At 67.3% G+C, this 22,362-nt stretch carries 21 protein-coding genes; 4 read left to right on the top strand and 17 right to left on the bottom strand.

Annotation, left to right across the window (positions count from 1 at the left end; all coding sequences use genetic code 11):
• Nucleotides 1-186: 186 nt before the first annotated feature.
• The 13 genes from AC1VXD_RS04525 to AC1VXD_RS04465 all read right to left on the bottom strand — a co-directional run bounded on the left by AC1VXD_RS04525 (nt 187) and on the right by AC1VXD_RS04465 (nt 14,032).
• Nucleotides 187-2,982: a PAS domain-containing hybrid sensor histidine kinase/response regulator gene (locus AC1VXD_RS04525; RefSeq protein ID WP_482991045.1), complete on the bottom strand. Its 2,796-nt coding sequence runs from the start codon at nt 2,980-2,982 to the stop codon at nt 187-189.
• A 104-nt stretch (nt 2,983-3,086) separates the two neighbouring features.
• A complete protein-coding gene (locus AC1VXD_RS04520; protein ID WP_482991044.1) occupies nt 3,087-3,347 on the bottom strand; it encodes a hypothetical protein in 261 nt (86 codons plus the stop codon).
• On the bottom strand, nt 3,344-4,696 hold the full coding sequence (locus AC1VXD_RS04515; protein ID WP_482991043.1) for a TFIIB-type zinc ribbon-containing protein: 1,353 nt from the start codon (nt 4,694-4,696) through the stop codon (nt 3,344-3,346). The genes AC1VXD_RS04520 and AC1VXD_RS04515 overlap by 4 nt, the downstream gene beginning before the upstream one ends.
• A gap of 21 nt (nt 4,697-4,717) precedes the next feature.
• A complete protein-coding gene (locus AC1VXD_RS04510; protein WP_482991042.1) occupies nt 4,718-5,857 on the bottom strand; it encodes an SPFH domain-containing protein in 1,140 nt (379 codons plus the stop codon).
• Between the two features lie 115 nt (nt 5,858-5,972).
• A complete protein-coding gene (locus AC1VXD_RS04505) occupies nt 5,973-6,506 on the bottom strand; it encodes a lipocalin family protein (RefSeq protein WP_482991041.1) in 534 nt (177 codons plus the stop codon).
• Between the two features lie 12 nt (nt 6,507-6,518).
• Nucleotides 6,519-7,592 carry an SAM-dependent methyltransferase gene (locus tag AC1VXD_RS04500; protein ID WP_482991040.1) on the bottom strand — a complete coding sequence of 358 codons (1,074 nt, stop codon included), beginning with the start codon at nt 7,590-7,592 and terminating at the stop codon, nt 6,519-6,521.
• The gene (locus AC1VXD_RS04495) at nt 7,589-8,380 is read right to left on the bottom strand and encodes a DUF1295 domain-containing protein (RefSeq protein ID WP_482991039.1); all 792 of its coding nucleotides are present in this window, start codon (nt 8,378-8,380) and stop codon (nt 7,589-7,591) included. The genes AC1VXD_RS04500 and AC1VXD_RS04495 overlap by 4 nt, the downstream gene beginning before the upstream one ends.
• Nucleotides 8,377-8,925 carry a DUF2878 domain-containing protein gene (locus tag AC1VXD_RS04490; RefSeq protein WP_482991038.1) on the bottom strand — a complete coding sequence of 183 codons (549 nt, stop codon included), beginning with the start codon at nt 8,923-8,925 and terminating at the stop codon, nt 8,377-8,379. The genes AC1VXD_RS04495 and AC1VXD_RS04490 overlap by 4 nt, the downstream gene beginning before the upstream one ends.
• Nucleotide 8,926: 1 nt before the next feature.
• On the bottom strand, nt 8,927-10,186 hold the full coding sequence (locus AC1VXD_RS04485; RefSeq protein WP_482991037.1) for a class I SAM-dependent methyltransferase: 1,260 nt from the start codon (nt 10,184-10,186) through the stop codon (nt 8,927-8,929).
• On the bottom strand, nt 10,183-10,950 hold the full coding sequence (locus AC1VXD_RS04480; RefSeq protein WP_482991036.1) for a DUF1365 domain-containing protein: 768 nt from the start codon (nt 10,948-10,950) through the stop codon (nt 10,183-10,185). Before AC1VXD_RS04480 ends, AC1VXD_RS04485 begins: the two co-directional genes overlap by 4 nt.
• Nucleotides 10,947-12,224: an NAD(P)/FAD-dependent oxidoreductase gene (locus AC1VXD_RS04475; RefSeq protein WP_482991035.1), complete on the bottom strand. Its 1,278-nt coding sequence runs from the start codon at nt 12,222-12,224 to the stop codon at nt 10,947-10,949. Before AC1VXD_RS04475 ends, AC1VXD_RS04480 begins: the two co-directional genes overlap by 4 nt.
• A 2-nt stretch (nt 12,225-12,226) precedes the next feature.
• Nucleotides 12,227-13,180, bottom strand: a complete 954-nt coding sequence (locus tag AC1VXD_RS04470) for an acyl-CoA desaturase (RefSeq protein WP_482991034.1) — start codon at nt 13,178-13,180, stop codon at nt 12,227-12,229.
• 84 nt (nt 13,181-13,264) lie between these two features.
• A complete protein-coding gene (locus AC1VXD_RS04465; protein WP_482991033.1) occupies nt 13,265-14,032 on the bottom strand; it encodes a hypothetical protein in 768 nt (255 codons plus the stop codon).
• Nucleotides 14,033-14,170: 138 nt separating this feature from the next.
• On the opposite strand from AC1VXD_RS04465, the gene AC1VXD_RS04460 reads away from it, so the two are divergent.
• From AC1VXD_RS04460 to AC1VXD_RS04450, 3 genes are read left to right on the top strand one after another with little or no spacing between them, the layout of a single operon-like run.
• On the top strand, nt 14,171-14,794 hold the full coding sequence (locus AC1VXD_RS04460; protein ID WP_482991062.1) for a sigma-70 family RNA polymerase sigma factor: 624 nt from the start codon (nt 14,171-14,173) through the stop codon (nt 14,792-14,794).
• The gene (locus AC1VXD_RS04455; RefSeq protein WP_482991032.1) at nt 14,791-15,474 is read left to right on the top strand and encodes a ChrR family anti-sigma-E factor; all 684 of its coding nucleotides are present in this window, start codon (nt 14,791-14,793) and stop codon (nt 15,472-15,474) included. The genes AC1VXD_RS04460 and AC1VXD_RS04455 overlap by 4 nt, the downstream gene beginning before the upstream one ends.
• 19 nt (nt 15,475-15,493) lie before the next feature.
• Nucleotides 15,494-16,180: an NAD(P)H-binding protein gene (locus AC1VXD_RS04450; protein ID WP_482991031.1), complete on the top strand. Its 687-nt coding sequence runs from the start codon at nt 15,494-15,496 to the stop codon at nt 16,178-16,180.
• Here AC1VXD_RS04450 and AC1VXD_RS04445 read toward each other — a convergent pair.
• From AC1VXD_RS04445 to AC1VXD_RS04435, 3 genes are read right to left on the bottom strand one after another with little or no spacing between them, the layout of a single operon-like run.
• Nucleotides 16,146-18,551 (bottom strand): hybrid sensor histidine kinase/response regulator, encoded by a 2,406-nt coding sequence (locus tag AC1VXD_RS04445; RefSeq protein WP_482991030.1) that lies wholly within the window; start codon nt 18,549-18,551, stop codon nt 16,146-16,148. The two genes, AC1VXD_RS04450 and AC1VXD_RS04445, sit on opposite strands and share 35 nt — an antisense overlap.
• Complete coding sequence (locus AC1VXD_RS04440; protein WP_482991029.1) at nt 18,544-19,011, bottom strand: response regulator; 468 nt, start codon at nt 19,009-19,011, stop codon at nt 18,544-18,546. The genes AC1VXD_RS04445 and AC1VXD_RS04440 overlap by 8 nt, the downstream gene beginning before the upstream one ends.
• Nucleotides 19,008-21,245: an ATP-binding protein gene (locus AC1VXD_RS04435; protein WP_482991028.1), complete on the bottom strand. Its 2,238-nt coding sequence runs from the start codon at nt 21,243-21,245 to the stop codon at nt 19,008-19,010. Before AC1VXD_RS04435 ends, AC1VXD_RS04440 begins: the two co-directional genes overlap by 4 nt.
• 339 nt (nt 21,246-21,584) lie before the next feature.
• On the opposite strand from AC1VXD_RS04435, the gene AC1VXD_RS04430 reads away from it, so the two are divergent.
• Nucleotides 21,585-21,839 carry a hypothetical protein gene (locus tag AC1VXD_RS04430; protein ID WP_482991027.1) on the top strand — a complete coding sequence of 85 codons (255 nt, stop codon included), beginning with the start codon at nt 21,585-21,587 and terminating at the stop codon, nt 21,837-21,839.
• Between the two features lie 7 nt (nt 21,840-21,846).
• Here AC1VXD_RS04430 and AC1VXD_RS04425 read toward each other — a convergent pair whose 3' ends face one another.
• Nucleotides 21,847-22,332 (bottom strand): TspO/MBR family protein, encoded by a 486-nt coding sequence (locus tag AC1VXD_RS04425; RefSeq protein WP_482991026.1) that lies wholly within the window; start codon nt 22,330-22,332, stop codon nt 21,847-21,849.
• Between the last annotated feature and the right edge of the window lie 30 nt (nt 22,333-22,362).

Here is a 22,362-nt window from a genome sequence, read left to right as displayed (position 1 = left end):
GCGTGTCAGCATGGCTGTGCGGAGGTGGGCAGGCGGTGAAGTCCCTCAGAGCCTCCCATTCAGTCTGTTGCGTCGCGGGTTCGGTCCGGCAGCCGCGCAGGCCGAGTTCGAGCTCGGCACGCTGGCCCTGACCCATGGTGGGTTGGCAAGGCTGCCTTGGCTGCCCCCCACGGGAAGCACTGAGGCTCAGTGCTCGGCGGAGAGCGCGGCGCGCACGCGGGTAGCCAGGTCGCCGATCGTGAAGGGCTTGCCGATCAGCTGCACATTTACGTCGAGCACGCCGTCGTCAACCAGGGCGTTGCGGCTGTTGCCGGTGGCGAACAGGACCTTCAGGTGCGGGTACCGCGCCAGGGCCTCGTCGGCAAGCTGACGGCCGTTGACTTCCGGCATCACCACATCGGTGAACAGCAATGCGATGCCGGGGTGGGCTTCAAGCAGGGGCAGAGCGCTGGCAGCCCCATCGGCTGACAGCACCCGGTAGCCGAGTTCGGACAGTGCATCGACCGAGAACGCGCGTACCGCTGCGTCATCGTCCACCACCAGAATCTGCTCGGCGCCACCGCCGGACAGCGGTGCCACATCGGCCTTGGCCGGTGGTGGTGCGTCCACCCCGGCCAGCAGCCGCGGAAGGTAGATGATGACGGTGGTTCCCGCGCCGGGCGCGGATTGCAGGCGGACGTGCCCGCTGGACTGCTGCACGAAGCCGTAGACCTGCGACAGGCCAAGGCCGGTGCCCTGGCCGACCGGCTTGGTAGTGAAGAACGGATCGAACGCGCGTGCCATCACCTCCGGCGCCATGCCGCCGCCGGTGTCGGTCACCGCAATGCGCACGTAGTCGCCGACGGGGACGCCGCCGTGCTCGACCACGCTGGCCAGGCCGATCTGGCAGTTGCTGGTCTGCAGCGTCAGGCGGCCACCCCCCGGCATGGCATCGCGCGCATTCATCGCCAGGTTGAGGATGACGTTCTCCAGCTGATTGGCATCGGCGTGCGTCCACCACTGGCTGCCACCCAGCACGGTTTCGAGGATGACGCTGCTGCCGAGCGAATGCACCAGCAGATCGGTCATCCCGGCCACCAGATGGTTCACGTCCAGGGCCACCGGCTGCAGCGGCTGCTGGCGCGAGAAGGCCAGCAGTCGCTGGGTCAGCTGGGCGGCGCGCTGGGCGCCGTCCAGGGCCATTTCGATGTAGCGCAGCGCGCGCGCATCACCGTCGCCGATGCGTAGCGCCAGCAGGTCCAGCGGTCCGATCACCGTGGCCAGCATGTTGTTGAAGTCGTGGGCGATGCCACCGCTGAGCTGGCCGACGGCTTCCATCTTGCGGCTCTGCCGCAGCGCGTCTTCCACGCGCATGCGCTCGGCCACTTCGGCCCGCACCCGCGCCTCCAGCTGCTCGTTCAACTCGCGGAGGCGCTCGTCGGCCGCCTTGCGTGCGGTGATGTCGATGGCCACGCCCAGCAGGCGTACACAGCGCCCGGCCTCGAAGATGCCCCGACCCTTGGCTGCGACCCAGCGCACCACGCCGTCTTCCTTGCCGACCGTGCGGTATTCCACATCGTAGTTGGCACGCTTCTGCGGGTCGGCGGATGCATCGAGTGCTGCCAGCGTCGCGGCACGATCGTCCGGATGCAGGCCGTTGCGGAAATCCTCGATGTCCACCTCCGCGTGCGGGGAGATGCCGAACATCGCCTTCATGCGCGCGGGCCAGCGCAGGACTCTCTGCACCAAGTCCATGTCCCATAACCCAAGCTCGCCTGCTTCCGTGGCCAGCCGCAAGCGCTCCTCGCCCTCGGCCAGCGCTGCTTCAGCCGCCTTGCGCCCGGACAGGTCGAGCATCGCACCGATCATCCGCAGCGGCCGCCCGTCAGCGTCGCGCAGCACCGCGCCACGATCCAGCACAGCGGCATAGCTGCCATCGGCGCGCCGTAAGCGATACTCGCCGTTCCAGGTACTGCCGTCCCCGTCGATGACGCTGTGGATGTTGCGGTCGATGCGGTCGCGGTCTTCGGGGTGGATGTGGTCGAGCCACCACTGCGCGCTGGTTTCCGTCATCGAGTGCCCGAACAAGCTGGACAGCGCCTCGTTCCAGACAACGTGTCCGTCGGCCATGCGCCAGTCCCATACCGCATCGTTGGTGGCCTGCGCGGCCAGTCGATAGCGTTCCTCGATGTCAAGACGCTCGGCCTCGGCGGACTTGCGGTCGGTGATGTCCAGCGAGGTGCCGACCAGGCCGATCACTTCGCCAGCATCGTTGCGCAGCGGCGCCTTGGTCGACAGCCACCAGGCCCGGCGGCCGTCCGGAAAGCTGACTTCTTCTTCCACCTGCTCGCTGCGGCCGCTGGACATTACCCGCTCGTCGGTTGCCATCACCGCCGCAGCCTGGGCGGGGTTGGCCAACAGCTCGGCATCGGTGCGCCCGACATACTCCGCCGGGGGGCGCCCGATCAGTGCCGTGGTGCCGCTGTTGCCCATCAGCAGGCGGCCCTGGCGATCCTTGGCATACATCACGCCTGGCGCGGCCTCAACGAATGAGCGCAGCAGGGCCTGGGCCTGGTCACGCTCGGCCTGCACCCGCAGCCGTTCGTCGATGTCGATGAGAACGCCGGGGAAGCGCAGTGCCCGCCCGTTCTCGTCCAGGTCGACGCGGCCGATGCTCTCCAGCCAGTGGTAACCCCCGTCGGTGCCGCGCGTGCGGTACTGATGCGCGAAGCGGCCGCCATGCCGCACGGCATGCTCGATGGCCGCCGTCAGCCCGTCCAGGTCATCGGGGTGCACCGTGCCCAGCACCTCGTGCAGCTGCAGCTTGCGCTGTGCCAGCTCCGGGTCCAGCCCAAATGCGCGGGCGAGCGCTTCATCGACAGTCAGCTGGTCGTTCGGCACATCCCAGAACCAGGTGCCGACGATGGCACCCGCTGCCAGCGCCATGTTCACGCTGTCGGAGGCATGGGCGGCTTGCGGCTGGGGAACAGGAGGCTGGTTCACGGACGATCTCGAACGGAGGGGGCTCTGCCTGCCCCGTGCAGGGGCAGACAGAACCAGGGCCGCCAGTCTAGTTCAAGGCCGCGTCATGGCAGCGTGGTGCCGTGTCAGTCAGTACCGGGCTTCACCCGCATCACCCGTTTGCGGTACTCGTACACGTTGTCACCACGCACGCGCCGCTCCTGCGTACCGGTGATCGAATCCACGCGACGGTCCGAGCCGGTGACCGGCTTGGCATCGATCGCGGTTTCGTGTTCGAACGAATGCGATTTGTCGGTGTTGCGGTAATAGCGGTACAGCGCCCAGTACAGCGCGGTAGCACCGGCCGGGCCGGCCGCCAGCAACCAGAGACCACTGTCGTCACTCATGTTGTCGCCACCAGGAAGGCAATTGCGAGTGCTTCGATGACCGTGCCGGTGGCCAGGGCGGCCAGCAGCATCTTCCACTGCTGCACCGGCACGCTGCCCATGGTCTCACCGGTGCGGCCGTTCACCGCGATGTAGTGCAGCATGCCGCCGTTGGCGCCGGGCTGGTGGTAGGAGTACAGCCAGACCGGCAGGTACATCGACACCCAGCGGCTGCCATGCACGTCCAGCTGTTCCTGTTCCCAGCGCACGCCGCGGTCGTAGCGGCGTACGCTGGCTTCCACCTGCGCGCGGGCGATCGACAGCAGCTGGTCTTCCAGTCGTGGGCGCAGCTTCTCGATATCCACGTTGCGCTTCTCGGAGGTGAAGCCAGCAAGGTAGGACGCGTTCCACTTCACCGCGTTCTTGGTGTCGAACGGCAGGATGGTGTTGATGATGTTGTTGGTGTTGGTGCGCGTGTCGAGGTTGCCGCGCTCGGCCGAGGATTCCAGCGGCAGGTCGTCAACGGTGAAATCGACCTGGCGTTCGACCTGGTAGATGTCCGCGTCGTAGTAGGTCTGCTTGTTCTTCTCGGTGCCGCGGGTGTACTCGCGGGTCTTGATCTCACCCTTGCCGGCCACGGCCGCGCTGACATTGCTGTCCACGATCATGTACGGCAGGTACACGCCCACCACGTTTTCCGGGGTGAACTGGTCCTTGAAGGCCTTCAGCGCGAACATCCGGCGCTTGTCGACGAACTGGCGGATGCGTGCAACCGCATCGTCCTTCTTGATGTGGAAGGGCAACACGGCATCGGGCACGGCGCCGTTGCTGATCTGCTCGTTCACGCCGAACACGTGGCGGCACCAGTGGCAGCGCGCGGTCATCGTGCTTTCGGTGTTGACCGTGACCTCGGCACCACAGCCACCGCATTTGAAGGTCATCAGCGCCGAGATATCGGCGTCGATGTCGCGTGCACCGGAGGCGATGATCGTGCCCTGCAGCTGGTCCAGCGCTTCGCCCAGCCCGAATTCCTCCTCCACCCGCGCGCCATGCCATTCGTGACGGCAGTACAGGCAGACCAGGACATCGGTGCCGAGCCTGGGGCGGATGTCGGTGCTGCCGCACTTCGGGCAGCGGTTCAGGCCATCCTTCAGTTCGCTGGCCGAGGTGTCGATGGCCAGCGGTTCAGGTGCCTCGACTTCATCACGGATGGCCTGCGGCAGCGTGCCGGTATCCAGCGGGAAGCTGCCGGGCAGGGGCGGGACGTCCTGCGGCGAGCCCGGACCGTCCAGCTTCGCCGCCGGCAAGGGCGGGGGCGAAGCGGGGGCGGCCCGGGGCAGCGGCGGAGGGGCGTTTCTGGGGTCGGACATGGGTGTGCGCGTCCCGGCGGCTTACAGGCCCAGCGCCTTGGCCTTCAGGGCGTCGTAGTCGCCCTGGGTGATCAGGCCCAGGTCGAGCATTTCCTTGGCCTTCTTCAGCTTGGCCACCGGATCCTCGGCGGCCGGCGCGGTCGGCTGCTGCAGGCTGCCCGCACCGAACATGCCCGAAGCCATGCCGACGCCGACCAGGCCCGCCGCGCCGCCGTTCTCGCCGGCCGACTGGATGCCCTGGGCTACGCTGGCCTGCAGGTTGGAATTGCCGCGCGAACCGGACAGCGCATCGGCGCGCTGCACGGTCTTCAGCAGTTCACGGGTGTTGGCGTCGTACTCGATGGAGACGATGGCCGTCTTGACGATGGCCAGGCCACGGTCGGACTTCCACTGGTAGGCCTGCTCGACGGCGGCCGACAGGCTCTGCGCGAAGCCGATCGAATCCTGCTGCAGCTTGCTGATGCGGTTGCCCTTGGACGGGTCGTTGCTGTACAGGCTGAAGGCCGGTGCCAGCGAACCCACCACTTCATTGAACAGCTGGGTGGCGGCGGCATTGTCCATGTCGGTGAAGTCGAACACCTGGCCCGGGCGCAGGTAGCTGGCCGGCACGAAGTTCTTCACGAACAGGATCGGGTCGACGATCTTCAGCGTGTACGAACCACGGGTGACCGCGCCGACCTGGGTGTTGAGGAAGGCATCGTCCCAGTAGATTTCCGACTGGGTGCCGAAGCGGTTGTCCGGCAGTTCCTTCAGCGAAATGAAGAAGGCGGCCTGCTGCGAGCCCGGCTGGCCGCCGAACTTGAAGCGTTCCCAGCTCTGCTTGATGAAGGTGCTGACCAGGCCGTCACCGGCGAAGATCGACTGCGAGTTGAGGTCGTCCGAGCGCCACTCGTAGCCACCCGGCTCGGCGACGAAGGCGGTGATCGCGCCGTCCTGGAACAGCAGCAGGCCGTAGCCTTCGGGCACGACGATCTTCGAGCCGTTGCTGATGATGTTGGACGAGCCGCTGGTGTTTGAACCACGGCCGGCATTGGTGCCCTGCGGCACGGCCGCGAACAGGGCCGCGGTCGACGGCAGGCCCGTTGGCACGGTGTAGAAGTCTTTCCACTGGTCGGCCAGAACACCGCCCACTGCACCCTTGACCGCCTGTACCAGACCCATGACCTGCTCCCTGTGGTTACCGGACAGGCACCGTGCCTGTCGTGCCCGGCTGACTATAGTGGAGCGGGGCGGTCCCTCGCCACCGGTACCGGTCGCGCTCATTCATGTGGCGGGATCAACGCACGGACTGCGGAACCTTCCTCAGCTTCGAGGTGTCATAGCCCATCGCGGCGATGCGCTCGACGGCGGCCTGGTACTCCTGCGGCGACACCTGCGGCGTTCGCGCCATGTACCAGACGTAATCGCGCTTGCTGCGGCCGACGATCGTCTGCTGATAGTTCTCGTCCAGCCAGGCGATGATGTACTCGGCCTGGATCGGCCAGATGAACTGCATGCCCCACACCGCACCGGCACCTTCCTTTTCGACCCGGCCGACCGGATGCATGCTCTTGTATGGCGCCTGGAAGCTGCCCTTGCGGTAGGTGAAGGTGGTCTGGATGCGTCCGTCCGGCCGCAGGGAATAGCTTTCGACGGCATCGAAGGCCTCGCGCTCCGGCCGGGAGGGGATGTGGGCGATCACGTACCAGTCGCCCATGAAGCGTGGCACGTCCACCGACGCTGCACGTGGCAGTGGCCGGGTGTCCTGGCTGCTGCAGCCGGTGCCGAACAGGGCCAACGTCAGCAGGGTGAACAAGGGGGGCATACGCATGGCCAATCTCCTTCAGCGGGGGCGGAACAGGTAGTGTGCGACGAGCCATTGCTGGCCCTGGTCATAGCCGAACAGCTCGGCGCAGGCCATCCAGAACATGCGCCAGCGCTGCCACCAGATGCGCGCGGCGGCCTCGCCGTAGGTCGCCTGCAGGATCGGCATCAGCTGGGCGCGGGCCGCGTCCTGGTTGTCCAGCCAGTGGTTGGCGGTGCGCTGGTAGTGCGTGCCGTCCAGCAGCCAGCGCTGGTCGAGCTGCAGGTGCTGCTGGAAATGCAGGAGGGTGTCGGCGGCCGGCATCAGGCCGCCGGTGAAGAAATGCCGCCCCATCCAGTTGTCATCGCCTTCGGTCTCGAACGGGTACATCAGCGTGCGGTGGGCGAAGATGTGCACGAACAGTGCGCCGTCCGGCCGCAGCCAGCCAGATATGCGCTGCAGCAACTGCTGGTAGTTGCGCACGTGTTCGAACATCTCCACCGACACGCAGCGGTCGAAACGCGCGCTCGGCAGCTCCAGCTGGTTCACGTCGCGGGTGAGTACCTCGACGTTGCGCAGGCCGCGCGCCTGGCACTGGCCCATGATGTGCTCGCGCTGGCTGTGCGAATTGGACACCGCAGTGATGCGTGCATTCGGGTAGCGTTCGGCCATCCACAGGGTCAGCGAACCCCAGCCGCAGCCGAGCTCGAGGATGTCCTGGCCATCACGCAGCCCGGCGCGCTGCCCATACAGTTCCAGCATCGCCTCTTCGGCCTGGTCCAGGGTTTCGTGACCGGTGCGGTAATAGCAGCTGCTGTACTTCAGGCGCTTGCCGAGGCAGGCCTGGAAGAAAGCGGCCGGTACCTCGTAATGCTGGCGGTTGGCAGCGTCGACGTGCAGGGCCAGCGGGCTGCCGGCCAGTTCGGCGATGCGGCGCTGGAAGCGCACTGACTGTCCCTCCTGGCCGCCTTCGTCCTCCTCCTGCAGGCGCTGCGCGCACAGGCGACGGATGCCTGCACGCAGGGCAGCGTCCGGGATCCAGCCGCGCTCGGCCCAGCCGGTCAGGCCGCCTTCGATCTCGACGGGAGGGTGCAGCGTGCGGGTGGCATTCATGGCGTGCGGTCCTGGGAAGGGGAAGTGCGGGGGAACCACGGGAAGAACATCGGGGTGCTGCGCTGGTAGTCGCGGTAATCATCGCCGCGGCTGCGCAGGGCCTGTTTTTCGGTGAAGGGAACGCCGCTGAGGTAGCGCAGGAACAGGTACATCACCAGCGGCCCCGACCAGGACAGCCACCATAGCGGTGAGCCGACGGCCAGCAGCACATAGGTGAACCAGTGCAGCCACTCGAAGAAATAGTTGGGATGGCGCGAGTAGCGCCACAGTCCTTGGCGGCAGGTCCTGCCCTTGTTGGCGGGGTCGGCCCTGAAACGTGCAAGCTGGCGGTCGGCCAGTGCTTCACCGCCAACACTGAGCAGCCACACGGCCACGGCGGCAGCGATCCAGCCGGCATGGCTGGTGGCCGGGGTGCGCGCCACGGCCAGGAACGGCAGGGCGAACAGCACCACCAGCAGCGCCTGGGCCATGAAGAAGCCGAAGATCTTTCCCTGGTGGCCGTTCCAGTGTTCGCGCAGATAGCGGTAGCGCCCGTCCTCGTCTTCACTGCGCACGCGGTGCCACAGATGCAGGGCGAGCCGGCTGCCCCACAGGCCGCCCAGCACACCCAGCGCGATGCGCGGCTGCAGGCCGCCATCGCCCAGCCAGGCGAGCAGCAGGGCGCCCGCGGCCACGCCCTTGGCCCACAGCACGTCAACCACGCCGATGTTGCGATGGCGGCGCTGCCAGGCCCAGCCCCAGCACATCACCAGCACTGCGTAGAGCAGCACCCAGCCGAGCAGGTTCATGCGCGAACTCCTTTACGTGTGTTTTCGGCCGTTTTCTCATTACCGCGGCTTGCCAGCGCGCACAGCAGCGGCAGGGCGGTGCTCCAGCCCACGCCCAGCAACAGAACGCCCTGCCACAGGTGGGCGCTGAACTGCACGGCCTGGAAACCACGCGCCGCCGACAGATAGGCCAGCGGTGCCAGCAGCAGGCCGAACAGCACCGGCAGCAGGCGGTGCCGCTGCAGGAAGGTCATCGAGCTGGTCAGGGTCATCGAGAAGGCCGCCCACAGCGCCATGATCCACGGCGGCGGTGCCCAGCCCAGCGGTGCGGCGGCATAGCGCACGGTGCCGCTGGCGGCGGCGGTGCCATCCACCAGCCAGGCGCAGGCGAGGGCGAGCAGCAGCAGGCGCAGGTCGATGCGCGGCACCGGGCTGGTCAGCAGCTGGCTGGCGACATACAGCGCTGCAGCCAGCAGTGCCGGCCATTGCCAGCCCCGGCCCGCGCCGGCGACCGCGCACAGCCAGACCAACTGGTTGCCGAGCAGGTTGGCCCAGGTCCGCCTCATGTCAGGCCTCGCTGGCCGTGGGCACGTCTGTGCAATGGCCTGGGCGTGCCAGCAGCAGGTGCGACACGCCGATGGAGCGCTCAAGGAAACCACCCTCGCAGTAGGCCAGGTAGAACTCCCACAGGCGGCAGAAGCGTTCGTCGAAGCCCTGCGCCTGCACGGTGCCGCGCTGGGCCAGGAAGCGCTGCCGCCAGGCGCGCAGGGTCAGCGCGTAGGAATGGCCGAAGTCCTGCTGGGCGATCAGCTGCAGGTCGCTGGCCCGGGTCTTGGCCGCCATGATCGCGTTGATCGAAGGAATGAAGCTGCCCGGGAACACGAAGCGCTTGATGTAGTCGACGCTGCGCCGCGCCTGTTCGTAGCGGTGGTCCTCGATGGTGATCGCCTGCAGCAGGGCCACGCCATCAGGCTTCAGAAGGCGCTGCAGGGTGCCCATGTAGATATCGAGGAATTCGGCGCCGATGGCCTCGATCATTTCGATGGAGACCAGCTTGTCGAACTGGCCCTGCAGGTCGCGGTAGTCCTGCATCAACACGGTCACGCGTTCCTGCAGACCTGCATCCACCACGCGCTGCACGGCCAGTGCGTGCTGTTCGGCGGAAATGGTGGTGGTGGTGACGTGGCATCCGTAATGGCGCGCCGCATGCACGGCAAAACCGCCCCAGCCGGTGCCGATCTCGACCACGCGGTCGCCCGGCTGCAGCTGCAGCTGCTGGCAGATGCGGTCCAGCTTGCGGGTCGAGGCCACTTCCAGCGGCTCGTCCGGCTGTGCGTACAGCGCCGAGGAATACATCAGGTCCGGCGACAGGAACAGCGCGAAAAAATCATTGCCGAGGTCGTAGTGGGCGGCGATGTTGCGGCGGCTGCCCTTGCGGCTGTTGCGGCGCAGTTGGTTCCAGCCGCGCAGCAGCCAGCCGGCGGCGCGTGCCGGGCCGCGTTCCATGCCATCGAGCAGATCGCGGTTGCGCACCAGCAGGCGGACCAGTGCGACCAGGTCATCGCAGCGCCAGTCGCCGTGGATGTAGCTTTCGCCCGCGCCGACGCTGCCCTGCGCGGCCACCTTGCGGTAGAAGGCCGGGTCGTCAATGGTCACTGCAGCCTGCAGCGGGCCATGACCATCGCCCAGCAGCACCTCGCCGAAGGCATCGCGGACGCGCAGCTGGCCGTCGTGCATCGGTGCCAGCTGGGCCAGCAGGCGACGGCGCAGGAAGGCATCCAGTGCACCGGCGCGGGGCAGGGCCACCGAAGGCGTCGGGTTGTTCATCGCGGTTTCTCGGCAAGGGAAGGGTGGTCGTGCACGGGGTTGCGTTTCAGCCACAGGCGCAGCGCCTGCCAGTGGATGGCGGCGACCACCTGCACGGTCATCAGCGGGTAGGCCAGCAGCACCCGCGCCAGGCCGCGGCCATCCAGTGGGTGGCGCTGCATGCTCTGGGTGGCATCGAACTGGCGCACGCCTTCGTGCCAGACCTGCATGTGCACGCGGAGCGCATCGCCGGGCGCGTTGAAGCGCCAGTCGTAGCGGCAGTCCATCGGCATGAAGGGCGAAACATGGAAGCACTTGTCGAACTGCCAGCGCAGGCTGCCACCTTCGTGCTGCGCCTGCTCGACCGGCAGTACGTAGGCGTGGCGTTCCTTCCACGGCGTATTGGTGATGTCGGCGACGATGCAGTCCAGGGTGCTGCCATCGGCCTGGTAGCAGTAGTAGAAGCTGACCGGGTTGAACACGTGGCCGCCAAAACGCAGGTGCGTCAGAAGCCGCACCGGTCCTTCAGGGCGACGGCCCAGCACGGTGGCGGCATGGTCGCGCACGGCATCGGCCAGTGGCACCTGCGCATCGCCCAGGTAGTCGCTGCGACGGAACTCGGCCAGGTTGCGGCGGTTGACCGACCACAGCCAGCGCCCGGCGAAGATCGTGTCGAGCTCGTCCAGGTCCAGCAGAAGCTGCGCAATCGGGTAGCGGAACGCGTGCGCATGCGGATGGTGCCGCCGGTGCAGCACCTGCCCCACATAGAGCGCACTGGCGGTCATGCCGTGATCTCGGTCGGCCGCAGCGGCGAGGCGATGCCGGTGCGGGCGCGCAGCGCGTCGACCATGCGCCGTGCACTGGCGATGCCGTCCTCGTGGAAACCCCAACCCCAATAAGCGCCGGCGAACCAGGTGTGGCGGTGTCCCTGGATCTCGCCCCAGCGTCGCTGTGCCCGCACGGCGGCATGGTCGTGCACGGGGTGCGCGTAGTGCAGGCGGCGCAGCACCTTGGACGGATCGATGGCATCACTGCGATTGAGGGTCACCACCAGTGGCGTGTCGCCGGGCAGGCCCTGCAGCAGGTTCATGCAGTAGCTGACCGTGCACGGCGCCGACGGGTCGTCCGGAACGTGTGCGTTCCAGGCGGCCCACGCCTTGCGGTTGCTGGGCAGCAGTGAGGCGTCGGTGTGCAGCACGGCCTCGTTGGCCTGGTAGCGGATCGCGCCCAGCACGGCGCTTTCAACCGGATCGGCGTCTGCCAGCAGGGCAAGGGCCTGGTCGCTGTGGCAGGCCAGGATCACCTCGTCGAAGCCCTCGATACCCGCCGAACTGTGCACGCGCGCGCCCCACGGCATGCGCTCGACCGCCTGCACCGGCGTTTCCAGCCGCTCATGCACGCGCCAGCGGCCACGCAGCGCATCGACATATCGCGCCGAGCCGCCCTTGACCACGCGCCACGGTGGTCGGCCGGTCATCTGCAGCATCTGGTGGTTGGCCATGAACTGCACGAGGTAGCGCGCCGGGAAGTCAAGAACAGTGGCGGTCGGCGAAGACCACAGCGCCGAGGCCATCGGCAGCAGGTGTTCCTCCACGAAGGCATCGCCGAAACGCTGCTGGCGCAGGTACTGTCCCAGCGTCGGGCCTTCGGCCTCGGCCAGCAGCAGCGGCGCGTTCCGGTAGAAGCGGCGCAGGTCGGCCAGCATGCCCCAGAAGCGCGGCGAGACCAGGTTGCGCCGCTGGCAGAACAGCCCGTCCAGCGAGGTGGCGTTGTACTCCACGCCACTGCGGTCGCTGTGCATCGAGAAGCTCATGGTGGTCGGCTGTGACGCCACGCCCAGCTCGTCGAACAGGGCCGTCAGCAGCGGGTAATGCTGCGGATTGAAGACGATGAAACCGGTGTCCACCGACATCTGCTGACCGTCGACCTGCACCCGATGGGTGTGGGTGTGCCCGCCCAGGTAGTCGTTGGCTTCATACAGGGTGACTTCGTGCTCGCCATCCAGCCAGTACGCGCTGGCCAGCCCTGCAATGCCCGAACCGATGACCGCGATGCGCATGCTCAGTCCTTCGCCTTGGCCAGCACCCATTCGGGTATCGGCTTCAGTCCCCTGACCAGGCCGATGGCGGCCATCAGGCGCAGGCCGTACCAGGTCAGGTCCACTTCCCACCAGCGGAAGCCCTGGCGGGCGGTGCCGGGGAAGAAGTGATGGTTGTTGTGCCAGCCTTCGCCGAAGGTCAGCAGGGCCAGCCAGAGGTTGTTGCGGCTGTCATCGCGCGTGTCGAAGCGGCGGCTGCCGAAGCGGTGGGCCAGCGAATTGATGGTCACCGTGGCATGGAACAGCACGACGGTGGAGATGAAGAATCCCCAGACCAGCAGCTGCGGGCCCGTCGTGTGGAGGCCGGGTGCCACACGTTCCAGCAGCGCGCCAAGGCCATACAGGCCTGCGGCCAGCAACACCGGCACGGCGATGTCAAAGCGGTCCAGCCAGCGCAGTTCCGGGAAACGGGCCAGGTCGGGCACGCGCGCCAGGTCCGTGGCGAAGGCCTCGCGGGTCAGGAACCAGCCCATGTGGCTCCGCCAGAACCCGCCACTGACCGGGGAATGCGGGTCCTGCGGCTGGTCGGCATGGCGGTGGTGATGGCGGTGGTGGGCGGCCCACCACAGCGGGCCCCGCTGCACGCTGGACGCGCCGATCACCGCGAAAAGGAACTGCACCGGGCGAGAGGCGTGGAAGGTCCGGTGCGAGAAATAGCGGTGGTAGAAACCGGTGATCGCGAACATCCGCACCGCGTAAAGCGCCAGCGCGACCGCTACCGCGGTCCAGGACACGCCGACCCAGATCACCCCCAGGCACGCCACATGCAGCAGGAAGAAGGGTACGGCCCGCAGCCAGTCGATGCGGCCGCGCTGCGCCGGATCGGCCTGCGCCGCTGCGGCCTCGGTATCGAACCAGCGTCGCAGGGTCCGCAGCAGCCGCTCACGTCGGCGTGGAAGGGGCGCAGCAGCGGACATGGGGGAGGTCTCGAAGGCGTGTCTGTGCATATGTACGCAGCAGGGCGTGGATTGGATGCACTCAATCGGCATGTCATGATGGCTTCACCTGCTGCTCACGCTGCAGGACGGCACCAGGGGTCGTGCCCAGGCCTGTTGCCACTGCGCCTGTGGCTGCGTCGTCGCGGGTGAGGCGAAGCGTACGATGACGGCCGGATAGGTGCCGCGCGCATCACGCAGGTTGCTGGTGCCGCGGAATTCCAGCAAGCGCCGGTCATCATCGGCGTAGACCAGGGACAGCCGCGGAGCGACCGCGCCGTACCAGGTGGCCAGGCGCACCTCGATGGCCTGTGCGGGAGCACCCTGCCAGGTGAGCGGGCCGGTCCGCCGGACGCTGACCGGGTAGAAGCGTTGCCGGCCCGGCACCAGGAAGGGCAGGCGGACCTCATCGCCCTTCATCAGTGCAGGCCAGTGCGCGCGCACCGCCGCGTCGAATCCGGTATCGATCACCGCGTCGGCAGGAAGTGGGACCTGCGCACGCCGCTCCGCGGCGGGCGCGCTTTCCTTCCAGTCGATGCTGACCTGTCCGCCGGCCACCACCACTTTGGCGGCCTGGCCGCTGCGGCCGTCCTGCAGCAGGTAGCCCCGCGCCTGCGGCTGGGCGGTGCCCGGCAGTTCCTTGCGGGCGAACGGGCGACCGTCCGGGCACAGGTACTGCACCCAGCGCGCCGCACCTTCGGTCGCCCCGCGCCGCCAGTGCACCTCGCGGTAGGCGGGGGTCCCGTCGGCCAGGCTGGCAACGCCTTCGCTGTGCAGCAGGGGGGTGGCGCTGGTCACGGTGGACAGGTACAGCATCAGCCCGGCGGTATGCATGGGGGGTCCTTGCAGGTTGGTCTGCTGAACGTACGCACGATGGGTCCAGCTGGATGCAGGGCAGTGCGCTGCATCCAATCCGGCCTCTGCTGCGTACAGCACACAGACCCCCCTTCACCTGCCTGATCGCCGCCCGTGATGTACCCTGACGCCGCCAGCCCCTCCTTTGACTTCGACGCCGCACGCATCGTGTCCATGAGCCAGCAGCCAAGCAGCGAGCCGACCAACTGGACCGGTGACATGGACGGCGTGGCGCGCCTGCGTGACCGCGCTTGTTTCATGCGCATCTATGATCACTTCATGCCGCGCCTGTGTGTCTACCTGCGCGGGCTCGGCGCGCCCGAAGCGGTGGCCGAGGAGCTTGCGCAGGAATGCCTGCTGCGGCTGTGGCTGCGCGCGGCCGACTACGATGCGGCGCAGGGTGCGCTGAGCACCTGGCTCTACCGCATCGCGCGCAACCTGCAGATCGATCGGGTGCGCCATGAGCGCAGCTGGATGCAGGTGCAGGCAGCGGTGGAGCAGGCTGCCTGCAGCGACGCGCAGTCTGAGAGCAGTGCCGAGCACTATGCCGACCAGGCGCGCCTGCGCCAGCGCATCAACGAGTTGCCGGCGGTGCAGGCGCGGCTGGTGCGCATGTCCTATTTTGAAGCCAAGAGCCACGGCGAAATTTCCGAGGCGCTGGGCATGCCGCTGGGGACGGTCAAGTCACACCTGCGCCGGGCCTTCCTGCAGCTGCAGTCCAAGGTGGGTGGCGTGCCATGAATCCGCACCACCACCTGCACGAATCGACCCTGCTCAGCTATGCGGCCGGCGCGTTGCCGGCACCGCTGAGCGTGGTCGCCGGTACGCACCTGGAGCAGTGCGCGCATTGCCGCCAGCGCATGCGCGAGGCCGAGGCCATCGGCGCGGCGCTGATCGAACAGACCCAGCCGATGGTCGTGGGCGGCCGCAGCCAGGCGTTGCGCGCGGCGATGCTGGACGAGCTGGAGCGTGAAGCGCCTGCGGTGCCCGCCATCGCTGTCGCGCGGCCGGCCGCGTCGCCGGTGGAGCTGCCGGAGGTCAGTGCTGACCACCTGCCTGCGTCTCTTCAGCCGTATTTTGGTCATTCATTGGGTGCGCTGCGCTGGCGCTGGATCGCGCCGGGCGTGCACTGCATCCGCTCCACGGAAATGCCCTCGCTGATCATGCTCAAGATCGCGCCGGGCAAGTGCCTGCCGATGCACAGCCACGGCCGCAGCGAGCTCACCCACATCCTGCGTGGCGCCTACAATGATGCGCTGGGTCTGTTCGCGCCAGGCGATGTGGCCGATCTGGACGAAGACGTGGAGCACCAGCCGGTCACCGCACCGGGCGTGCCGTGCATCTGCGTGTCGGCATTGGATGCGCCCCTGGTGTTCAGTGGCTGGCTGGCGCGCAGGATACAGCGGTTCGTCAAGCTCTAGAGCACTGGAGGAAAGCCCGATGGGCAATGGCAATGCAATGCGGGTGCTGCTGGTGGGCGCCACCGGGCTGGTCGGGCAGGGCGTGCTGCAGGCCTGCCTGCAGTCCGCGGATGTCGGCCACGTCGTCGCACTGGTGCGCCGGCCAGGCAGCGTGCCGGGCAACGTCGATGAGATCGTGCTTGCGGACTTCCAGCGAGCCACCAGCCTTGGCGATGCGCTCGCTGGATTCGACGCCTGTTTCTATTGTGCGGGCGCACCACCCGTGGGCACGGCCGAGCCCGAGTACCGCCAGGTCACGCTGCAGGTGACCCGCACCGTCGCAGAAGCCTGGGCGGCAGCCAATCCCCACGGATGTTTCCTGTATGTGTCGGGTGCACATGCCAACCCGGACAGCCGGATCATGCCGCTGCGGGTGAAGGGTGAGACCGAGCAGGCGCTTGCCGATCTACCGGTGCGCACGGTGATGCTGCGACCGGCCGGCGTGCGGCCGGTATCCGGCACCGGCACGCGACACACGGCGCTCAAGCCTTTCTATCTGCTGGCCCGCCCGCTGATGGCGGTGGCCGAGGGGCTGCTGCCGGCGCTGACCACCAGCAACCGCGGCATCGGCCAGGCGATGATCGCGCTGGCGCGGATGCCGTCACCGCCGAGGGGCGTGGAATGCGCGCAGATCAACGCGCTTGCGCGCGATCCTTCAGCACGCTGATGATCGACTCGGCCAGGTCGCTGCGGGTGAACGGCTTCGACAGCAGCGGTGCAGAACGGCCATTGCTGCCGGCCGCATCGTGGTCGCGCGGATAGCCCGAGGTAAACAGCACTGCGACCTCTGGCCAGCGTTCCCGCACTTCACGGCCCAGCGCCCAGCCTGACATCCCCGGCATCACCACGTCGGAGAACAACAGATCTATCTTCGCATCCGGACGCTCCAGCAGGCGCAGCGCGGACGGACCATCGTGCGCTTCCAGCACGCGGTAGCCCAGCTGCCGCAACGCCTCGACGGTGTAGGCGCGCACGTCGTCGTTGTCTTCGGCGACCAGAATGGTTTCCTCGCGCGGCTCGTAACCGGCCAGGCCGGTGGAAGCCTCGGCGGTCTCGCTGGGCAGCTCCAGCGAAGAGCGCGGGAACATCATGGTGATGCTGGTTCCGCCGCCCTCCACCGAATCGATGAGGACATGGCCACCGGACTGCTTGACGAAGCCGTACACCATCGACAGGCCCAGGCCGGTGCCGCGGCCCACCTGCTTGGTGGTGAAGAAGGGTTCGAACACCTTGGCCATTGTGTCGGCGGACATGCCGTGGCCGTTGTCGCGAACCCGCAGCATCACGTATTCGCCCGGCGTGGCATCCGGGAACAGCGCGGCGTAGTCATGGTCGAGGTGACTGTTGTCGATCTCCACCACCAGGCGCCCGCCACCGGACATCGCGTCACGCGCGTTCACCGCCAGGTTCAGCACCGAAGCCTCGAGCTGGCTGACGTCGAGTTCGACGCACCAGATGCCTTCGCCGGTGCGGATGTCCAGAAGCACCAGTTCACCCAGTGTCCGCTGCAGCATGTCATGCATGCCAAGCAGCGCGTCGTTGAGATTCACGGCCTGGCTGCGCAACGGCTGCTTGCGCGCAAACGCCAGCAGCCGCTGGGTCAGGCTGGCGGCACGGCCGACGCCCTTCAGGGCGTTGTCCAGCGCACGCACACTCATGTTGCCGGGCTGGCCGTCACGCTGGTTCAGCAGCATCGCGTGCTCGACGTTGCCGGCGATCACGGTCAGGATGTTGTTGAAGTCATGGGCAATGCCGCCGGTGAGCTGGCCCACGGCCTCGATTTTCTGTGCCTGCCGCAGCGCGTGCTCGGCCTGGATGCGGGCGGTGGTTTCCACGGCCTCGGAGACCACGGCGGTCACCGTGCCCTCGGCGTCCTGCAACGGACGGAACGTGAAATCAAAGCTGCGGCGACCGGTGGGCAGTTCAAGGTCCATCGCCTGCACCGCGCTGCGGCCGCGCGAGGCATCGGCCACGGCCTGGTCGACCACGCCGGCCAGCTCGGGTGTCGCGGCAAACCACGGCGATTCCCAGAACGGCAGGCTGATGACATCCTCCTTCTCGGCCAGAACTGCGGCTAGCGAGGCGACATTGGCATCGACGATGCGGCCGCTGCGATCCAGCAGCACCTGGTGCTGGAAGCTGGATTCAAAGATGGCCTGCAGGCGCCGCTTGCTGGCCTGCAGTTCAGCGGTACGCGCCTGCACCTGCCGTTCAAGCGATTCGTTGTCCTCGCGCAGCGCCAGTTCGGCGCGCTTCAGAGAGGACACATCGCTGCCCAGGCAGGTATAGCCGGTGACGCTGCCATCGGCAGCACGCTCTGGCACGCAGTCCATCTGCAGGAAGCGGGACTCGCCACTGCGGTGCACCAGGGTGACCTGAAAGCTCGCGCGTTCGCCGGCCAGTACCCGCTGCAGGCTGGTCCGGGCATTGGCGAAGGCCTCCTCGCCACCCACCTCCGCGGCGGTCCGGCCGAGGATGCTCTGCAGGTCGGTGCCGTGCCAGTCGAGGAAGGCCTTGTTGGCAAAGCGGTAGCGGTGGTCGGTGTCGAGATGCGCGATCAGCGCCGGCACGGCATCAGTGATCTGCTGCAGCTGCGCCTGGCTTTCGTCCAGTGCCGCGCGGGTCTGGGTCAGCTGGTTGCGCTCGCTGGCTTCCTGGCGGGCGCGACGGATCGCGTCGGGCAGGCGCTGCAGGCGCTGCTTGACCACATAGTCACGCGCGCCACGGGTCAGCGCCTGCACCGCCAGTTCCTCGGTCAGGGTTCCGGAGACGAAGATGAAGGGGATGTGCGGTGCGCGCTCGCGCGCCAGGTCGAGCGCGGCATCGCCGTCGAATCCCGGCAGCACGTGGTCGGCCAGAATGACGTCGAAACGATCACTCTCGATCGCTTCGATGAAGGCGTCGCGGGTCCACAGGCGCTCGATCTCGAAATCCAGCCCGCCCCGCTGCAGTTGCGCCGTGATCAGCTCTGCATCGAGCGCGCTGTCCTCCAGCATGAGGATGCGCAGGTGCGAAGCACGGCGCGTGTCATCACGCATCGCGGGGACCTGTTCCGACGGAGGGGGGCGGTGGCGGTTGGTTGGTGATGCCCCAGAACATGCCCAGGCCCTGGATGGCGTCGAAGAACTCCTTGAAGTCCACCGGCTTGACCACGAAGGCGTTGACGCCCAGCTGGTAGCTGCGCACCAGGTCCTGCTCCTCGCGCGAGGAGGTGAGCATGACGATCGGCGTGCTGCTCAGCGCCGCATCGTTGCGCACCTGCTCCAGCACTTCCAGGCCATTGATCTTGGGCAGTTTCAGGTCGAGCAGGACCACCACCGGGCCACCATGCCGCGTCCCGGCATAGGCGCCTTCGCAGCGCAGGTAGTCCAGTGCTTCGGCACCGTCGCGCACATGGATGACGTCGTTCAGCAGCTGGCAGCGCGCCAGTGCTGCCATCGTCAGCTCGGCATCCTTGGGGCTGTCTTCAACCAGAAGGATGGGCCGCAGATCCCTCATGGGTGTTCTCCGTTTTGATGGGGCAGGGTGAAATACAGGGTGGCGCCCTTGCCCAGCGCGCCTTCGGCCCAGGTGCGGCCGCCATGGCGGCCGACGATGCGGCGTACATTGGCCAGGCCGATCCCGGTGCCTTCGAATTCCTCGACGTGGTGCAGGCGCTGGAACACGCCGAACAGCTTGTCTACGTAACGCATGTCGAAACCGCAGCCGTTGTCGCGGACGAAGAAGACGTTCTCCTCGTCGGTGCGTTCACAGCCGATCTCGATGACGGCGTGCTCGCGTTCGCGGGTGAACTTGACGGCGTTGGACAGCAGGTTCTGCCAGACCAGGCGCATCATCGTCGGGTCGGCCTCGATGACCGGCAGCGCGCCGACCTTCCACTCGACCTCGCGCCCGGCATAGTCGAAGGCCAGGCTGCGGCGCACATCACTGACCAGGGCGCCCATGTCCAGGCGCATGCGGCCCAGTGTCGAGCGGCCCATCTGCGAGAAACTCAGCAGGTCGTCGACCAGCGTGCCGGCCGACTTGGCTGATTCGACGATGGTGTCCAGGAAGCGGCGCTCGGTGGCGTCCAGGCGATCGGCGGCGGAACTGCCGAGCAGTTCCGAATAGCCGACGATGTGCCGGAAGGGAGCACGCAGGTCATGGCTGACCGAGTACGAGAACGCCTCCAGCTCCTTGTTGCTGCGCAGGAGCTGTTCGTTGAGTTCGGCCATCTCCTCGGCCTTGCGCAGCACGATGTCGACGATGGCGGTGCGCATCTCGTGCGCAGCATCGCGGTCGGCATCGTTCCACGGCAGGCTGCGCTGCTGCACGGTTTCCTTCCAGGCTTCGAAGGAATTACGTGGTGACAGCACCGTTCCGGGCGCCGCGGTCTTGCGCGGGTCGCCGCCCCAGCGCACGGTGCGCACCACTTCGGGGCGGAACCACATCAGGAAACTGTCGTGCAGCTGGGAGATCGAGACCGCCAGCAGGCCGCTCGCGGTCTCGGTCAGGGCTTCGCCCGCGGGCCAGCGGCTGGCCAGGTGATCGGTGGCATAGACCTCGTCACCGGCGTGTTCGCTGGCCAGCCAGTGGGCGATATCCAGCACCTCGTTGCGGGCGGGGCAGTGCCCGACCAGCAGGCAGTCGCCCTTGTGCACGATTGCAGCGCCGGCGGCATTGGTCAGCGACATCAAGCTGGCCGGATCCTGGCGCAGCGCGGCCATGAACTCCTCGTCACCGGCCATGCGCCCCAGCAGCCGGACCAGCACCGAGCGGCGGTTGATGCGTTCTTCCACTGCGCGGGCGCGTTCCTTCAGGGCAATCTGCAGCGAGACGATCTGGCCCATGAACTCACAGGCGGTGCGCACCGGGTAGGGCAGGCGCCGGGCATCAGCACTGTGGCAGGACACCAGGCCCCACAGCTGGCCTTCGTGGATCAGTGATACCGACATCGACGAGCCGGTGCCCATGTTGCGCATGTACTGCAGGTGCACCGGCGAGACACTGCGCAGTACGGAAAGGCTCAGGTCGGTCGGCGCCGCATCGGCATGCTGCGCAGCGCGCACCAGCGGCACCGCGGTGTAGTTGGCATCGGCGATCAGGCGCACGCGGTTGCGGCGGTAGAGTTCGCGCGCCTGCGCCGGGATGTCCGACTCCGGGAAGCGCAGGTCGAGATAGGAGGGCAGTACCCCATTGCCATCCTCGGCAATGACGATGCCGTTCCAGCTGCTGTCGAACTGGTAGACCAGGGTGCGGTCGAAGCCGGTCATCGCGCGCATGTGCTCGGCGGCGATCTGGCACAGTGCCTCGACCGAGCTGGCGGTCTCGATGGACGCCATCAGCTGGCGGATGGCCGGATACAGGGCTTCCAGCGAAGCCGGCTGGCCCGCAACCGGTGATTCCAGCTCCAGCAGCAGAGCCTGCGCCGAGCGATGGGCCAGTATCTGGTGCCGCCCGTACCCCGGCAGTTCGATGGAGCCGATGTGCACCGAACTGTCCAAGGCCAGCTGGCCGACCGGCTCGATGCAGTCCGCCAGGACGCCGCCAAGCACGTCGGCCAGCGGCTGTCCCAGCGGGTCGCCGAACCCTTCAAGCAGGGCTGGCTCACTCACCGCGCGCTCGACGACCTGCAGCGAGTACGGGTCGACCACCAGCAGCACGCCGTAAGGCTGGATCGCACCCGGCGTGTGGATGGGCTCACGCGCGCAGAGGTCAAGCGCGGCGTCCTGCGCGGTTTCAGCAGATGACATCAGCAGCAATGCTCGCGGTTCGGGGCAGGTTGACAGCGCCGCAATGCACGCCACGGCGCACGTCTGAGACGGAGAAAAAAGCCATTGCTACATGGTGACGCAAAAACAGTGATTCGCATACCACTCTCTCATGTAAAACCGGAGGACCGCGACACTGAACTGTTCAGCCTTCCGTGCAGGTGGCAGCGCGGGGGCCTTCGCGGATCGTGCATCAGCGCTGCACGCGTGCTGCACGCGCGGCTGCATACAGTCATCCCACCCCCTTCATGGCGACGCCGCGTGGATCTGCAGCCTTCCATTCCTCCCTTCGATCGTCATCCTGCCTTCCCACGTCGGCCGATGGCGGACAGTGCCCACTTCGAGCTGCTCGACGTCAGTGCCCTGCAGGATCCCTGCAGCGGCCGCATCGTCCATCTCTATGCCCTGGTGGCGCGCTGCACGGCGTGCGAGACGGTGTTCAAGGCAGAGGAAGGCGCTGGCCTGGTCAGCACTTCGTCGGCCCGCGTGGTGCGCTGCCCGTCGGGCTGTGGCCAGCAGTCCTTCACCGGCGCCGCGCTGCGGCAGTGGCGGGCGGCGATCGTATCCGCCGCCTGAGCCGCGCTTAAAGTACTGAGGGATTGAGCTGCCACACCGCATGGTTGAGTGCTGTAGCAAAGCTGACCCAGGCCAGATAGGGCAGCAGCAGCCACGCCGCCAGGGCCCTGCGACGGGCGAAGGCCACCATCGTGGCCATGATCAGCACCAGCAAGAGCAGGATGTCGGCGAACGCTGCGCCGCCGAGCTTCCACGCGAAGAACAGCCAGCTCCAGAGCACGTTGACAAGCAGTTGCGCGACGTACAGTCCAAGCGCGGCCCCATTGCTGCGCCAGCCGCCCTGGCGCCAGACCAGCCACGCGCTGAGCGCCATCAATATATATAAGAGTGTCCAGACCGGTCCAAACACATTGGCCGGCGGCGCCCAGCTGGGCTGCTCTAGTTGCCCGTAAAACTGCGCGGCGGTGATCGAGGCGCGCGCACCCAGTGCCGCTGCAGCCAATGTAAGCGCCAGCCAACCCACCAGGCCAAACATCTGTCTTCTGTGATTCATCACTGATCCTCTCGAACATTTGCCATCGCA

The sequence above is a fragment of the Stenotrophomonas sp. STEN054 genome (genome assembly GCF_056854535.1).
This window is presented reverse-complemented; position numbering and strand designations above follow the sequence as displayed.